General features: G+C 72.0%; 14 protein-coding genes. 9 read left to right on the forward strand and 5 right to left on the reverse strand.

Annotated features, from left to right (window positions below):
* Positions 1-181: 181 nt before the first annotated feature.
* The 6 genes from F6W97_RS32315 (at position 182) to F6W97_RS32340 (ending at position 6,681) form a co-directional block, all read left to right on the forward strand.
* On the forward strand, positions 182-2,017 hold the full coding sequence (locus F6W97_RS32315; RefSeq protein ID WP_155374340.1) for a phosphoenolpyruvate carboxykinase (GTP): 1,836 nt from the start codon (positions 182-184) through the stop codon (positions 2,015-2,017).
* A 148-nt stretch (positions 2,018-2,165) separates the two neighbouring features.
* Positions 2,166-2,621, forward strand: coding sequence for an RrF2 family transcriptional regulator (locus tag F6W97_RS32320; RefSeq protein WP_120318082.1), 456 nt, complete (start codon positions 2,166-2,168; stop codon positions 2,619-2,621).
* Positions 2,622-2,650: 29 nt separating this feature from the next.
* Complete coding sequence (locus tag F6W97_RS32325; protein WP_155374341.1) at positions 2,651-3,421, forward strand: isoprenyl transferase; 771 nt, start codon at positions 2,651-2,653, stop codon at positions 3,419-3,421.
* 191 nt (positions 3,422-3,612) lie between these two features.
* The gene (locus F6W97_RS41050) at positions 3,613-4,314 is read left to right on the forward strand and encodes an aggregation-promoting factor C-terminal-like domain-containing protein (RefSeq protein ID WP_230687156.1); all 702 of its coding nucleotides are present in this window, start codon (positions 3,613-3,615) and stop codon (positions 4,312-4,314) included.
* Between the two features lie 169 nt (positions 4,315-4,483).
* A complete protein-coding gene (locus F6W97_RS32335; RefSeq protein ID WP_155374342.1) occupies positions 4,484-5,776 on the forward strand; it encodes a PhoH family protein in 1,293 nt (430 codons plus the stop codon).
* A 239-nt stretch (positions 5,777-6,015) separates the two neighbouring features.
* The gene (locus F6W97_RS32340) at positions 6,016-6,681 is read left to right on the forward strand and encodes an aggregation-promoting factor C-terminal-like domain-containing protein (RefSeq protein ID WP_230687157.1); all 666 of its coding nucleotides are present in this window, start codon (positions 6,016-6,018) and stop codon (positions 6,679-6,681) included.
* A gap of 4 nt (positions 6,682-6,685) precedes the next feature.
* Here F6W97_RS32340 and F6W97_RS32345 read toward each other — a convergent pair whose 3' ends face one another.
* Positions 6,686-7,318 (reverse strand): MerR family transcriptional regulator, encoded by a 633-nt coding sequence (locus F6W97_RS32345; protein WP_155374343.1) that lies wholly within the window; start codon positions 7,316-7,318, stop codon positions 6,686-6,688.
* Positions 7,319-7,520: 202 nt separating this feature from the next.
* Between F6W97_RS32345 and F6W97_RS32350 the strand changes: the two genes are divergently transcribed.
* Together F6W97_RS32350 and F6W97_RS32355 are read left to right on the forward strand one after the other, a co-directional pair.
* On the forward strand, positions 7,521-8,315 hold the full coding sequence (locus F6W97_RS32350) for a S1 family peptidase (protein ID WP_155374344.1): 795 nt from the start codon (positions 7,521-7,523) through the stop codon (positions 8,313-8,315).
* A gap of 68 nt (positions 8,316-8,383) precedes the next feature.
* The gene (locus F6W97_RS32355; protein ID WP_230687158.1) at positions 8,384-9,352 is read left to right on the forward strand and encodes an NAD(P)/FAD-dependent oxidoreductase; all 969 of its coding nucleotides are present in this window, start codon (positions 8,384-8,386) and stop codon (positions 9,350-9,352) included.
* A gap of 96 nt (positions 9,353-9,448) precedes the next feature.
* Here the strand turns inward: F6W97_RS32355 and F6W97_RS32360 are convergent, their stop codons facing one another.
* Entirely contained in the window at positions 9,449-10,372 is a 924-nt protein-coding gene (locus F6W97_RS32360) for a carbohydrate kinase family protein (protein WP_196279422.1), read from the reverse strand.
* A gap of 49 nt (positions 10,373-10,421) precedes the next feature.
* Entirely contained in the window at positions 10,422-11,138 is a 717-nt protein-coding gene (locus F6W97_RS32365) for a TetR/AcrR family transcriptional regulator (RefSeq protein WP_155374347.1), read from the reverse strand.
* A 121-nt stretch (positions 11,139-11,259) separates the two neighbouring features.
* Between F6W97_RS32365 and F6W97_RS32370 the strand changes: the two genes are divergently transcribed.
* Positions 11,260-12,177 (forward strand): NAD-dependent epimerase/dehydratase family protein, encoded by a 918-nt coding sequence (locus F6W97_RS32370; RefSeq protein WP_155374348.1) that lies wholly within the window; start codon positions 11,260-11,262, stop codon positions 12,175-12,177.
* Positions 12,178-12,189: 12 nt separating this feature from the next.
* On the opposite strand, the gene F6W97_RS32375 is transcribed toward F6W97_RS32370, so the two are convergent.
* Both F6W97_RS32375 and F6W97_RS32380 read right to left on the reverse strand, forming a co-directional pair.
* Positions 12,190-14,013 carry a hypothetical protein gene (locus F6W97_RS32375; RefSeq protein ID WP_155374349.1) on the reverse strand — a complete coding sequence of 608 codons (1,824 nt, stop codon included), beginning with the start codon at positions 14,011-14,013 and terminating at the stop codon, positions 12,190-12,192.
* 52 nt (positions 14,014-14,065) lie between these two features.
* Positions 14,066-15,052, reverse strand: a complete 987-nt coding sequence (locus F6W97_RS32380) for a hypothetical protein (RefSeq protein WP_155374350.1) — start codon at positions 15,050-15,052, stop codon at positions 14,066-14,068.
* Positions 15,053-15,208 lie beyond the last annotated feature (156 nt).

A 15,208-nucleotide genomic window follows, 5' to 3' on the forward strand; every position in this document is an offset into this window, starting at 1 on the left:
ATCGGCCGAAGAATCGTGCGCGTGCAAGCACCCGGACCGACGCTTGTGCACTTATTCACAAGGCGGGAAGGGCCTCAGGCAACAAACCGGGCTTACGCTGAGGCCACATCCCGGACGACCCCCGGCCACCTGGCCGTGGTCAGTCGTATCCGTCGGTCAAAGACGACCACGAGGAGAATCCATGACCGCGCCGGCAGTCATCGCAGGGCTTGACCAGCATCCGACCTCGCACCCGAAGCTGCTCGCCTGGGTGCGCCAGATCGCAGAGCTCACCACTCCGGACAGCATCGTGTGGTGCGACGGCTCGCAGGACGAGTGGCAGCGCCTCACCGAGGAGCTCGTCACCGCCGGCAGCCTGGTCCGCCTGGACCCGGTCAAGCGGCCCAACTCCTTCTGGGCCCGCACCGACCCCTCCGACGTGGCCCGGGTCGAGGAGCGGACCTTCATCTGCGCCGTGGACGAGGCCGACGCCGGCCCGACCAACAACTGGATGGCCCCGTCCGAGATGAAGCAGCTCATGACCGAGCTGTACCGGGGCTGCATGCGCGGCCGCACCATGTACGTCATCCCGTTCTGCATGGGCCCGCTCGACGCCGAGAACCCCATGTTCGGCGTGGAGATCACCGACTCGGCGTACGTCGTGGCCAGCATGCGGATCATGACCCGGATGGGCGCCAACGTGCTCGAGGCGATGGGCGAGACCGCGGAGTTCGTGCCCGCCCTGCACTCGGTCGGCGCGCCGCTGGAGCCGGGCCAGGCCGACGTGCCGTGGCCGTGCTCGACCACCAAGTACATCTCCCACTTCCCGGAGACCCGCGAGATCTGGTCGTTCGGCTCCGGCTACGGCGGCAACTCGCTGCTGGGCAAGAAGTGCTACTCGCTGCGCATCGCCAGCGTGATGGGCCGCGACGAGGGCTGGCTCGCCGAGCACATGCTGATCCTCAAGCTGACCAACCCGGCCGGCAAGGTGCACTACATCGCCGCCGCGTTCCCGTCGGCGTGCGGCAAGACCAACCTCGCCATGCTGGAGCCGACCATCCCCGGCTGGAAGGTCGAGACCCTGGGCGACGACATCGCCTGGATGCGGTTCGGCGAGGACGGCCGCCTGTACGCGGTGAACCCGGAGTACGGCCTGTTCGGCGTCGCGCCGGGCACCGACTGGAAGACCAACCCGAACGCGATGCGCACGCTCGCCGCGGGCAACTCGCTGTTCACCAACGTGGCCCGCACCGACGACAACGACATCTGGTGGGAGGGCATGGGCGAGCCCCCGGCCCACCTCACCGACTGGCACGGCAACGACTGGACCCCGGACTCCGACCAGGTCTCCAGCCACCCGAACTCGCGCTTCTGCACCCCGATCACGCAGTGCCCGATCCTGGCGCCGGAGTACGACGACCCGAAGGGCGTGCCGATCTCGGCGATCCTCTTCGGCGGCCGCCGCAAGACCACGATCCCGCTGGTCAGCCAGGCCCGCGACTGGGTGCACGGCGTCTTCCAGGGCGCGACCCTGTCCTCGGAGACCACCGCCGCCGCGGTCGGCCAGGTCGGCGTGGTCCGCCGCGACCCGATGGCGATGCTGCCGTTCATCGGCTACAACGCCGGCGACTACTTCCGCCACTGGATCGCCATGGGCAAGGGCGTCGACGGCAACGCCGACAAGCTGCCCAGCATCTTCTACGTCAACTGGTTCCGCCGCGGCGACGACGGCCGCTTCCTGTGGCCCGGATTCGGCGAGAACTCCCGCGTCCTGAAGTGGGTCGTCGAGCGCCTGGAGGGTGACGGCGGCGCTGTCGAGACCCCCGTCGGCTTCGTCCCCCGCGCCCAGGACCTGGACCTCGTCGGCCTCGACGTGCCCGCCGCCGACGTCGACCTCGCCCTCGAAGTCCGCACCGACGAGTGGGCCGCCGAGATCCCGCAGATCACCGAGTGGTTCGACAAGTTCGGCGACAAGCTCCCGGCAGTCCTCTGGTCCGAGCTCGACGCCCTCAAGGCCCGCCTCAACGTCACCGAGTGACCCACGGGGCGACGATCTTGCGTGAACCGTGGGAATGACACGCCCTAACCGGACGAATCGTTAACAGTTCCCGCAAGATCGTCACGATCTTGGCACAGTCACGCAGGCCCCCCGGCAGAGTCGGGGGGCCTGCGGGCATCATGGAGGCGTGCAGATCTCGGCTAGAGGCGACTATGCGGTCCGGGCCGCTCTGGAGCTGGCCAATGCGTACCCGGCCACCATCTCGGCGCAGGCCCTCGCGGACGCTCAGGGGCTGCCCCGCAAGTTCCTGGAGGCGGTCCTCGCCGATCTGCGCCGCAGCGGGGTGATCCACGCCGTGCGGGGGGCCGACGGCGGTTACAGCCTCAGCTCGCCGCCGGCCGAGGTGACCATCGGCATGGTGCTGCGCGCCGTGGACGGGCCGCTGGCCGGCGTGCGCGGGCACCGCCCCGAGCAGACCAGCTACACCGGCACCTCCACCCACCTGCCCCTGGTATGGGTCGCGGTGCGCTCCGCGGTACGCGGCGTCGTCGACGAGGTCACCCTCGCCCAGGCCGTCACCGGCCAGCTGCCCGAGGCCGTCCGAGATCTGACCACGGTCCCGGACGCCTGGCAGCCGCGCTGATCTGCGCGAGCGGCGTTAGGCTGCCCAGGATGAAACTCCGCGACCTCGTCTACTCCGTGTATGAACGCCGCCTCATCCAGCTGCTGGCAGGCAAGCCGCGGCCCCGGCACGTCGGCGTCATGTGCGACGGCAACCGCCGCTGGGCGCGCGACATGGGCTACGTGGACCCCAACGACGGCCACCGGGTCGGCGCCGCGCGGATCAAGGAGCTGCTGCGCTGGTGCGACGAGGCCGGCATCGCCCACGTCACGCTGTACCTGCTGGCCACCGACAACCTGCGCCGCCCGGCCGCCGAGCTGGACCCGCTGCTGGAGATCATCGAAAACCTGAGCACCGAGCTGGCCGAGGACGGCAACCCCTGGCAGCTGCGGATGGTCGGCGCGCTCGACCTGCTGCCCGCCGACACGGCCGCCGCGCTCAAGGCCGCCCAGGAGCGCACCGCGGGCCGCCACGGCGGCGCGCACGTCAACATCGCGGTCGGCTACACCGGCCGCCGGGAGATCGCCGACGCGGTGCGCTCGCTGCTCCAGGAGCACGCGAAGGCCGGGGCCACGCTGGAGGAGGTGGCCGAGAAGCTCGATGTCGAGCACATCGCCGAGCACCTCTACACCCGCGGCCAGCCCGACCCGGATCTGATCATCCGGACCAGCGGCGAGCAGCGGCTGTCCGGCTTCCTGCTGTGGCAGTCGGCCCACTCGGAGTTCTACTTCTGCGAGCTGAACTGGCCGGACTTCCGGCACGTGGACTTCCTGCGCGCGCTGCGGGCGTACGCCGGCCGCCAGCGCCGCTTCGGCGCGTGAGGCTCAGGGTTTTCCACCCATAGCCTGAGTCCGATTTCTTCCCCTGTCCCACCTGCGCTCCCGTTGAGAATGTGACCTGTTTCACGATCGACGTGACGGACTTGGCACGCCGCCGGAAAACCCGGCAGGGTCCCTGAACAGCGCCTTTCCTCCCCCCGAGGCGCGGCAACCCCCTACGAAGGGACCGACTCGTGTCGACACCCCGTGACCCTCTGCTGGGCCGCCACCGTGAAATCCGCCAGCGCAGCGGTCCGGCCCGCCTCCTGGCCGTCCACTCCCGAAAGATCGCGCTCGGCGTGCTCTGCGCCGCCGTGCTCGGCGCGGTCGGCTACGGCCTCGCCGGCAACGACGACTCCGTTTCCCCGGCCACCGACCTGGCCGCGGCCCGCGCCGCTGAGGCCGAGGCGGCGACCCGCGACCACGACCGCCTCCTGGAGGCGACGCCGACGCCGAGCGTCACCGCCACGCCGTCGCCGAGCGTGAGCCCGACCCGGGCCACCACGCCGAAGGCGAACCGGCCGGCCACCGCGAAGCCGAAGCCGACGGTCAAGCGCACCGCCACGACCCCGACGCCGACCTCGTGCAAGAGCTTCTCCGGCAACCAGCTCACCGCGTGCAAGCTGCTGCCGAGCTTCGGGTTCGCGTACAGCCAGATGAGCCCGCTGGTGAAGCTCTGGCAGCACGAGAGCGGCTGGAACCACAAGGCCGAGAACTCCGGCTCCGGGGCCTACGGCATCCCGCAGGCGCTGCCCGGCAGCAAGATGGCGAAGTTCGGCGACGACTGGAAGACCAACCCCGCCACGCAGATCAAGTGGGGCCTGGACTACATCAAGAACCGGTACCAGACGCCCGCGGGCGCGTGGTCGCATTTCCAGGATGTCAGCTGGTACTGAGTACGTGAATCGCCGCTCGTTTCACGACTCGCAGTGACCCTGTGAATGCGTAAAGCGAGCGGCGATGTTTTTCGGCATCCCCCGACCGGATGATGCCAGGATCGGCGGATCGTCGGACGGATCGCGAAGACATGCTGGCCAAACGGGTTTCTTGCGGTTAGCGTGAGTCATGGTCGATGTCCCGATACGAACGTACGTACTCGACACCTCCGTGCTGCTGGCTGATCCGGCCGCGATCCGCCGCTTCTCCGAGCACAACGTCGTGCTGCCGCTCGTGGTCATCTCCGAGCTGGAGGGCAAGCGGCACCACCCGGAGCTCGGCTGGTTCGCCAGGCAGTCGCTGCGACTGCTCGACGACCTGCGGGTCAAGCACGGCAGGCTGGACGTGCCGCTGCCGGTGAACGACGCCGGCGGCACGCTGCGGGTGGAGCTGAACCACTCCGACCCGCAGATACTGCCCAGCGGTTTCCGCAACGACACGAACGACGCCCGCATCCTGTCGGTGGCGCTCGGTCTCGCGGCGGACGGGCAGCAGGTGACCCTGGTCAGCAAGGACATGCCGCTGCGGGTCAAGGCCGCCGCGGTGGGCCTGGCGGCCGACGAGTACCGGCATGACCAGGCGGTCGATCCGACCTGGTCCGGGCTTGCGGAGGTGGACCTGTCGGACGCGGACATGACCGCGCTGTATGCCGGGGACGGCATCGACCATGACGAGGCGGCGGGGCTGCCCGTCCATACGGGACTCATCCTGCACGCGGGGCGCGGTTCGGCGCTCGGGCGCGTGCACACGGACAAGACGGTGCGCCTGGTCCGCGGCGACCGCGAGGCGTTCGGCCTGCGCGGGCGATCGGCGGAGCAGCGCATCGCACTGGACCTGCTGCTCGACGACAGCATCGGCATCGTCTCGCTGGGCGGCCGGGCCGGCACCGGCAAGTCCGCGCTGGCCCTGTGCGCGGGGCTGGAGCAGGTGATGGAGCGCGGCAAGCACAAGAAGGTCATCGTGTTCCGCCCGCTCTACGCCGTCGGCGGCCAGGAGCTGGGCTACCTGCCCGGCAGCGAGGCGGAGAAGATGTCGCCGTGGGCGCAGGCGGTGTTCGACACCCTCGGCGCGCTGGTGCACGACAACGTACGCGACGAGGTGCTGCACCGGGGCATGCTCGAGGTGCTGCCGCTGACCCACATCCGCGGCCGCAGCCTGCACGACGCCTTCGTCATCGTCGACGAGGCCCAGTCGCTGGAACGCGGCGTGCTGCTCACCGTGTTGTCCCGCATCGGCGCGGGCTCGCGGGTGGTGCTCACCCACGACGTGGCCCAGCGGGACAACCTGCGGGTGGGCCGGCACGACGGTGTCACCGCGGTCATCGAGACCCTCAAGGGACACCCGCTCTTCGCGCACGTGACCCTCACCCGGTCGGAGCGCTCCGCCATCGCCGAGGTGGTGACAGATCTCCTGGAGGAGTGAATCTGTCCTGAATTGACACTCTTTGGTGTGTGACCGGGGCCACAGTCGCCTGGCCGGGCGACGACAGGCCCCGGTCCTCTGCGTAAGGGTGGCAGTGAGCGCCCCGCAATCCGGCGCCCCGGCGTGCCGCCCCCGCGGCGTGCCGTGCGGCCCGCGCATTGCCCGGCAGGCGCGCTCCCCCGCGACCGTCCACCCCCGACTTCGGGCGGACCCGGGGCCCACCGCCGAGAGGAACCCCTGTGTCCCGGCAACGTCGCGCCCCCCAATCGGCGCACCCCGCGACCGGCCGCCTGATCGTGCGTAGCCTCGCCGTGTTGACCCTGCTCGGCGGGGTCGCCGGTGCGATGCGGCTCGACGAGACCGCGCAGTGGCAGGCCGACGCCCTCACCGCGAGCCACCAGGCGCAGGTCGTCGCGCAGGCCGAGTCGGCCGCCCTCACCCTGCAGCAGCACCAGCTCCTCACCGAGGCCAAGGACCGCGCCGCGGCCGAGGCCAAGGCCGCCGCGGCCCGCGCCGCCGCGGTGGAGAAGGAGGTCAGCCGCCGCGGGGCCGCCCGCACCACCCCCGTCGACTTCGGCCCCATCCCGAAGAGCTGCCAGGAGTTCAGCGGCAACCGCGCGATCGGGTGCGCGCTGGTGCTCGCCGCCGGCATGGACCTCACCCAGATGGCCTGCCTGAACAAGCTGTGGACCCGCGAGTCCGGCTGGAACCACAAGGCCGAGAACAAGAGCTCCGGGGCGTACGGCATCCCGCAGTCGCTGCCCGGCACCAAGATGGCGACGTTCGGCGCCGACTGGAGGACCAACCCCGCCACGCAGATCAAGTGGGGCCTGGACTACATCAAGAAGCGCTACAGCACTCCGTGCAAGGCCTGGCAGCACTCCGAGGACGCCGGCTGGTACTGATCCGTCAGGCGGGTCCGGTGAGGCCGGCGCTGGTGTGCTCCTGGGCCAGCCGGCGTAGCGCGGTCAGCATCGCCTCGCCGAGCACGGTGCCGGTGACCAGTCCTTCGACCATCGCGGCCCGGTCGCCACGGGCCAGCACCAGGCCGACCTCCTGGCGGGCCAGCCGCTCGGTCGCCTCGGCGTAGCCGTCGACCATCGCCAGCATGTCCTCCTGCCCGAGTTCCCGCAGCGCCGCGATGGCGTCGGCGAGCTGGTCCAGGGCGGGGGCGTGTTCGTGCACGCGCCAGCCCCGGTCGGCCACGATCCGTGCGGCCTCGGCCCGCGCCGCCTGCCAGCCCGGGGTGCCGCGTTCGGCGCGCGAGCTGCCCGCGATCGCCTCGTGCGCGGTGCCGAGCAGGTGGTGGCCAGGCAGCTCGGCGTCGTCGACGGCCTGCAGGACCTGGCGCACCCCGGCCACGCTCAGGTTGCCGACGTCGATCAGCGCCCGGATCAGGCGCAGCCGCCGCAGGTGCGACTCGCCGTACTCGGCCTGGTTGCGGCCCAGTGCCCGGCCGGGCGGGAGCAGGCCCTCGCGCAGGTAGTACTTGACCGTGGGCAGTGACACGCCGCTGCTGCGGCTCAGCTCGGAAATCTTCATCGCGGTCGACGATACCGAATCGGATAGTGGATAGGAATGCTATCCGATGGTGGGTCGCGCCAGTCCTGGTCACGGGCCGGACGTCGGCCGACATCGAGGACGCGCGGGACCGCGGCAGTACGCCAGGGAGCTTCGGCAACATAAAGGATTAATCGCCCAAACAAGCTAATATCGGCATCACCGTCGACCGAGGAGTATGCTGATGCGGGCGATCGCGCTGTTGATGTGCGTGACGGCGATGGCCGCGGCCGTGGCGGCGCCCGCCGCCGCCAGGCCGGACGACCCCCCACAGGTCGAGGTGGTCGGTGGATCGCGCGCGGGCGCGGGCGAGTTCCCGTGGATGGTGCGGCTGAGCAACGGCTGCGCCGGCACCATGGTGCGCACCCAGTACGTGCTGACCGCCGCGCACTGCGTGGGCCGCACCGGCGCCAACTCGTCGATCACGGTGACCGGGGGCGCGGCCGATCTCGGCTCCGGCAGGACGTTCCAGGTGCGCAGCAGCCAGGTGTGGCGGGCCCGCGGCTTCTCCGACGTGACCCGCGGCGACGACTGGGCCGTGATCCGGCTGTCCCGCGCCGTCGACGTGCCGACGGTCGCACTGCCCTCGGGCGGCGGACTGGACGGCGGCACGCTCACCGCGGTCGGCTGGGGCGCGACCCGCGAAGGCTCCCGGGCCCAGCAGCGCTACCTGCGCAAGGTGCAGGTGCCCTTCGTCGCCGACGCCACCTGCGGCAAGATCTACCATTCGCAGGGGTACGGCTTCACCGACTCGGACATGATCTGCGCCGGCGACCTCAAGCGCGGCGGCAAGGACAGCTGCCAGGGCGACTCGGGCGGCCCGCTGCTGCGCCGCGACGGCGCGCGCTGGGTGCAGGTCGGCATCGTCAGCTGGGGTGTGGGGTGCGGACGGGCGGCATACCCCGGCGTCTATACCCAGGTGTCGCACTTCGCCGCCGATATCAACGCGGCCATTGAGGAGAACGCCCCGCGCGGTTAGGTTCACCCCATGAGCGAACGAGTCAGATGGCTCGATCCCGCCGTCTACGAGCCAAGCGAGGAGCAGGCGTGAGCGAGCGTGGCGAGGTCGATGTCGCGATCATCGGGGCGGGGCCGACAGGGCTGTTCGCGGCGTACTACGCCGGGTTCCGGGGGCTGAGCACGCTGGTCGTCGACGCGCTGCCGGAGGCGGGCGGGCAGGTCACCGCCATGTACCCGGAGAAGATGATTTTCGACGTGGCCGGCTTCCCGGCGGTGCGCGGACGCGAGCTCATCGCGAACCTGGTCGCGCAGGCGGGCGCGTTCTCGCCGCAGTACCGGCTGGGCGTGCAGGCCGCGGCGCTGACCTACACCGACGGCGTGCCGATCCTCGGGCTCGGCGACGGCACCGAGGTGCGCTGCGGCGCTGTGCTGATCACCGGCGGCCTGGGCTCGTTCACGCCCCGCCCGCTGCCTGCCGCGGCCGGCTTCACCGGCGCCGGCATCATCTTCTTCGTGCCGGACCCGGCCACGCTGGCCGGCAAGCACGTGGTGATCGTGGGCGGCGGCGACTCGGCGTTCGACTGGGCGCTGGCACTGGCCGGGGTCGCCGCGAGCGTCACCCTGGTGCACCGCCGCGACAAGTTCCGGGCCCACGCCGCGACGGTGGCCCGGGTCAAGGCGCTGCCGGTGCGCATCGAGATCAACAGCCAGGTCACGAAGATCCTGGGCAGCGGCCGGGTGGAGTCGGTCGAGCTGAACGGCACCGAGGAGATCCCCGCCGACGTGGTGGTCGCCGCGCTCGGCTTCACCGCCGACCTGGGCCCGCTCGCGATGTGGGGCCTGGCCCTGGACAAGCGGCACATCACCGTCGACTCGACGATGGCCACCAACCTGCCGCGCATCTTCGCCGCCGGCGACATCGTGGAGTACCCGGGCAAGGTCCGCCTCATCGCGACCGGCTTCGGCGAGGCCGCCACCGCCGTCAACAACGCCGCCATCGTCATCGACCCGTCCGCCCACCTCTTCCCCGGCCACTCCTCCGAAGACGTCGTCTGACCCCACTCCCTTCCGCGTTGATCATGAACTTATGGGCAGGTTCGACGGCGTGTCGCTGCCATAACTTCATGATCAACCCGGGCGAAGGGGGGTCTTTCAGACGAGTTGGAAGGCGCGGAGTTCGTCGAGGGTCGGCGGGTCGGCGCCGGGGCGGGTACAGGTGAGGGCTGCGGCGTCGCACATGTGACGGAGCATCAGGCGCAGCGTCTCCGGGGCGAGTTCGCGTCCTAGCTGGTCGGTGAGGCGTCCGGCGTCGTGGAGCCAGGCCAGCAGGGCGCCCATCGCGGTGTCGCCGGCGCCGATGCTGTCGATCATCGTGATGGCGGGGGCGGCGACGGTCACCTCCTCGGCCGCGGTCAGCGCCACCGCGCCCGCGTCGCCGTGCGTCAGCACCAGCAGCCGCGGGCCGGCGGCCAGCCAGCGGCGGGCCGTCTCCATCGGCGGCACGTGCGGGTACGCGTGGGTCAGGTCGCCCTCGCTGGCGCGTACCAGATGTGCCAGCTCGACCAGGCGCTCCAGCCGGACCAGCGAGTCCGGGCGGGCCAGGGCTACGCCGCGCACGTTCGGGTCGAAGGTGATCGTGCACCGGTCGCGGTGGCGCAGCGCCCAGCGCTCCAGCGTGTCCGCCCCCGGCGGCAGGAACGCGGCCAGCGAGCCGATGTGGATGGTGCTGCCGTCGGGCAGCTCGGGCAGCTCGCGCTCGCGCCAGCCGAAATCGGCGGCCCCGGCCAGCCAGAAGTCGTACAGCGCCTCGCCGTCCCCGCCGACCGCGGCCAGCGCCAGCGCGGACGGCTGCGACGTGGTGACCAGGTACTGGGTGTCCACGCCGGACGAGGTGAGCCGGCGCCGGAACGCGGCGCCGAACGAGTCGCGGCCCACCCGGGCCGCCATCGCCACGGGCGCGCCGAGCCGGGCCGCCGCGATGGCGGTGTTGGCGGGGCCGCCGCCGAGGGCGGCGCGCAGCAGGCCCTCCCCGGCGGGGACGAGGTCGACTACTTGCTCTCCGGCTACCACGATCACCCGGATAGTGTGGCGGCCCCGCGACGGCCGGGCAATGCCGCACCCGTCCTCACAGACCGATGTGTCGCGCCATCACCCGCAGTTGGTGGTCGAAGAACGACCGGCGACTGTCCTCGATCATGTTCTGGAACCGGCCGAACAGCTCGAAGGTCACCACGCCGAACAGCTGGATCCAGGCGGTGATCCCGCGGGCCAGCAGCTCGCGCGGCACGGTCGGGCAGGCGAGCGCGGCGATCCGGTCCAGCTCGGCGGCCAGGTCCACGGGCAGTGGCGAGCCGTGCCCGGCCACCGCGGCCGGCTCGGCGCCGCCCGTGGTCAGCGCACCGGTGGCCACACCGTCGGCGAGCAGGGTGAGGATCAGGTCCGTGGTGCGGGCGGCCGGGCCGATGGTGGTCTCGGGGGCTTTGTAGCCGGGCACCGGTGAGCCGTAGATCAGGGCGTACTCGGCCGGGTTGGCCAGGGCCCAGTCCCGGATGCCGTGTCCTGCCGCCAGCCAGCGGCCGAGCAGGTCGGCGCGGTCCACGGCCGCCTCGGCGGTCTCGGCCGCCGTGCCCAGCTCGTCGTAGCAGTCGATGATCAGCGCGGTGAGCAGGTCGTCCCGGCTGGGGAAGTAGCGGTAGACCGCCGACGAGACCATGCCGAGCTCTCGGGCCACGGCGCGCAGGGACAGGTTGGCCCCCTCGGTGGCGAGCTGCCGCCGCGCGATGGCCTTGATCTCGCTGGTCAGCTCGTCGCGTACGCGAGCGCGGATGTTCTTGGCGGTCATGTCGGAGAGCGTAGCAACAAAACGAGAGCACTGCTCTTGACAGTTTCGTCGAGCGCGGTGTTGACTGTTCTCAACAGAGAGCGGTGCTCTCGAAATGAAGCAGAGATCTGGGGAGACTGAGATGCACGTGATCGTCGGCGCGGGACCCGTCGGCTCCGCCACCGCACTGCTGCTCGCCGAGCGCGGCGAGCAGGTCCGGATCATCACCCGCCGCGGCACCGGCCCGCAGGCGCCCGGCATCGAGCTGGTCGCCGCCGACGCCGCCGACCCGGCCCGGCTCGCGGAGCTGGCCGAGGGCGCCACGGCTCTCTACAACTGCGCGAACCCGGCCTACCACCGCTGGCTGACCGACTGGCCGCCGCTGGCCGCAGCGCTGCTGCACGCCGCCGAGGCCTCCGGCGCGGTGCTGGTGACCATGAGCAACCTGTACGGATACGGCCCCGTCGACGGCCCGATCACCCACCAGACCCCGCTCGCCGCCACCCACCCCAAGCTCGCGATGCGCGTACGCATGTGGGAGGACGCGCTGGCCGCGCACCGGGCCGGCCGGCTGCGCGCCACCGAGGCCCGCGCCAGCGACTTCGCCGGCCCCGGCTCCTACGGGGTGCTGAACGAGATGGCGCTGTCGCGCACCGCGAAGGGCGGCACCGCGTACGTCATGGGCGACCCGGACGCCCCGCACAGCTGGACGTCGATCGCCGACGTCGCCCGCACCCTGGTCGCGCTCGCCACCGACGAGCGGGCCTGGGGCCAGGCGTGGCTGGTGCCCACCGCGCCCGCCGTCTCCATCCGCGAGGCGGCGCAGCGCGCGAACGAGCTGGTCGGCCTGCCCGCGCCCAGGGTCGTCCGGGTGCCCTACCCGGTGTTGTGGACCGCGGGTCTGTTCTCGACCATGCTCAAGGAGATGCGCACTACGCACTACCAGTTCGCCGCGCCGTTCGTGCTGGACAGCTCACACACCGAGCAGGTGCTCGGCCTCAAGCCCACGCCGCTGGACGACGTGCTCGCCGAGACCGCGGCGACGTACCGCGACGCCTGACCGGCACGCGGCTCAGCCGAGTGAGTCGGGTGGCGGGGTCGGCCCACCACCTGGTCCGCCGCCCGACGGGGCGGCGGACCGCAGCCCCGGCAGGGGTGTTCCCGCTTCACCACCGTCCGAAGGCGGCCGTTGCCGGTCGGCACCACCACCACCAGCGCCGTCCGAGGTCGGCTGGACCGTGACAGCGGCGTCACCACCGCCGTCCGAAACCGGCGCGGCGGGAACGGGCGGCACCGGGACCTGCGCGGGAATGGGCGGCACCGGAACCTGCGCGGGAATGGGCGGCACCGGAACCTGCGCGGGAACGGGCCACACCGGGACCGGGAACGGCATGTCCGGCAGAGCGGGCCGGGCGAGGGCGGCGTGGACGATCACCCCCGTCAGGGCGAGCACGAAGACGGCCGCCGAGGCCAGCGCGACCGTCCGGTAGTTCGTCGTCGCGCCGGAGCCCCACACCACGTACGGCAGGTAGACCGCCAGACCCGCCAGGATCGCCAGGCGGAGGTGCTGCAGCCGCAGCACCCGTCGCGCCGCGCCGATCGGGATGACCACCAACGGAACGATCAGCACTGCCACCGCGCCGGCTGCCAGCAGGAGTCCGGCCAGCGCCGTCGAGCCCTCGGCCCGGGGTTGTCCGGTGCCGCCGTCCCCGGGCCACACGAGAAACGTCCAGTCCAGCGCGACCAGCGGGCTCATCGCCAATAGGCAGGGTCCCAGCGCCGCGATCAGGCCCGCCGTCAGCGCGCTGCGCTGCGCGCCGGAGCGCTGCAGGCCCACGACGGTCGCGGCGGTCAGGAACCACAGCGTCGCCAGGAACAGCCACGCCAGCTCAGCCCAGATGCGGTCGAACCAATGGTGTACCGGTAGCAGCCCGTCAGGCAGTGGCGCGGCCGGGTCCGCCCCGTCGCCGATCCGGGTCCACGCCCCGGTCACGTCCCGCACCACCACGCCGTCGTGGCCGTTGGCCGCCGCGACCACGTGACCGCCGTCGGGCAGCGCCACGACCACCACCTCGTACGACATCACGCCCGGCGACCCGAACAGGCTGCTGTGCTCACGGGCCAGCAGGTCGCGGGTGCGGTCGGGCAGCTCCCAGGCGACCGTCCAGGTCAGCCCGCGGTCGCCGGACTCTTCGATGCGCAGGTGACCGGACACCGCCCGGTAGCAGAACGACCGGTCGGGCAGGCACTGCTCCCGGTCCGAACGCGAAAGATCGGGGTGATACTGCCGCTGGCCGTACCGCTCGAAGGTGCGCCCGCCGTCCGTGCTCGCCAGGTAACCGCGGTCTGCCGCGACGACCAGCCGCTGCTGCTCGTCGACCGCGGCGCGGACCGAGGTCCCGGTCTGATCGGCCGAGGTGGCGGCGACGCCGAGCAGGGCCAGCGGCAGCACCACGCCGATGCGCACCGCCCGGGTCAGCCGGGTCGGGGCGGGGCGGGTGCGGGCGTGCCGCCACACCGCGAGCGTGCCGAGCAGCACGGGCAGCGCCAGCAGATCGGTCAGGTCGGCCCGGACCGTCGACGGACCGGCCACGACGGTCCACAGGTCCGAGGCGGCGGCCGCGGCCGTACCGCTCGATTTGACGACGGCGAAGCCGACGCCGACCGCGACCGTCGCTCCGGCCGCGACCAGGCGTTGCGGCAGCCGAGGCGCGCCCAGGGTGACCAGCAGCGCGAGCAGCGGCGGTGCGACCAGCAGCCCGGCCACGTCGCTGAGCTTGCCGGTCACCACACCCGGCCAGGCGGCCTTGAGCACATGGTCGTTGACCAGCAGCACCGCGAGCGCCAGCAGCGACACCGGGTGGGCGAGCCAGGCGAGCGAGATCCGTGCGGTCATCCCGGCAGGGTCGCACCCGGGCGCAAGGCTCCCGGATGCGACCTGGCAGCGGCTACGCCAGCTTCGCGCGGGCCTCCGCGGCGCGGGCCTCCAGGGTGGCCCACGCGGCGTCCAGCGCGGCCAGTTCGTCGGCGTGGTCCTCGGTGAACGCCGCCAGCTCGCCCTGCACCAGGCTCATCGCGCCGGTCCAGGCCGGGGTGCGGCAGGTGCTGTCGGCCTTCACCGCCTCCTGCTGGTACGCCTTCGCGTGCGGCATCAGCGAGGACTCGGGGCGCAGCGGCACACCCTCGTCGTCCTGGAACTTCTTGCTCACCGCCGCGTACAGCTCGCCGACCGTGTGCACGGGGTAGCCGAGCTTGGCCATGCACGAGGAGTAGAACTCCATCCGCGACGTGACCTCGACGTCCGCGCCGATCCGGCGCAGCATGTCGAGGAACTCGGCGTCCAGGTCGCCGCTGACGGCGGGGGTGGTCTCCTCGGTCTGCCCCTCGATCGGGGGCTCGCACATCAGCGCGGTGTCGTCGTAGAGCCGGCGCTTGGACGCGGACAGCTTCTTGTACGACGGGTCCCTGGGCCGCTCCGCGGCCGCCGACTCCTCCGCCACGGTCTGCGGGATCAGCGTGAGGGCGTCCTCGGCGCCGGGGTCGACGACCGCGGACACCTCGGTCGGCAGCAGCAGCCGGGACTTGTCCGAGAACGGGTCGGCGAACGGGGCCAGCGTGTACTTGAAGCCGGACGACTTCATGCACTCGCGTACCGGCTCCTCGCGGGCCACGTGGGTGATCACCAGCGCGGCGGTGCGCTGGGCGGGGGTGCCCTGGATGCGCTCGTACAGCGCGCGCAGGTCGGCGGCGACAGCAGTGGCCTGCTCCGCCCCCAGCGACGGCCGGTGCGCCGCGGCCGCGCAGGTGACCAGCGCCAGCACGGCGAGCCCGCCGGCGATCGCCGCGTTCACCCGCCTGCCGCGGGGGTCGGTGGGGCGCTTGGACGAGGCCCGGCGAGGGGCGCGCGAAAGGTCCGGGGAAGGGTGAGCAGTCATCGTGAAGTCCTCGTGGCGTCGCGGCGCAGAGCGGGCCCGTGCGGGGTCGTGGCCCGCGCGGCACGAGATCGTCTCGCGACGGCGCGGCGGGCGGTCTCACCGTAGTCGTTAACAAATGCGCGCGGCGTCCGCCTGTACGGCGGAGGGGGTCCCCGG

The organism is Catellatospora vulcania (assembly GCF_009720385.1).
Taxonomy (GTDB): Bacteria; Actinomycetota; Actinomycetes; order Mycobacteriales; family Micromonosporaceae; genus Catellatospora; species Catellatospora vulcania.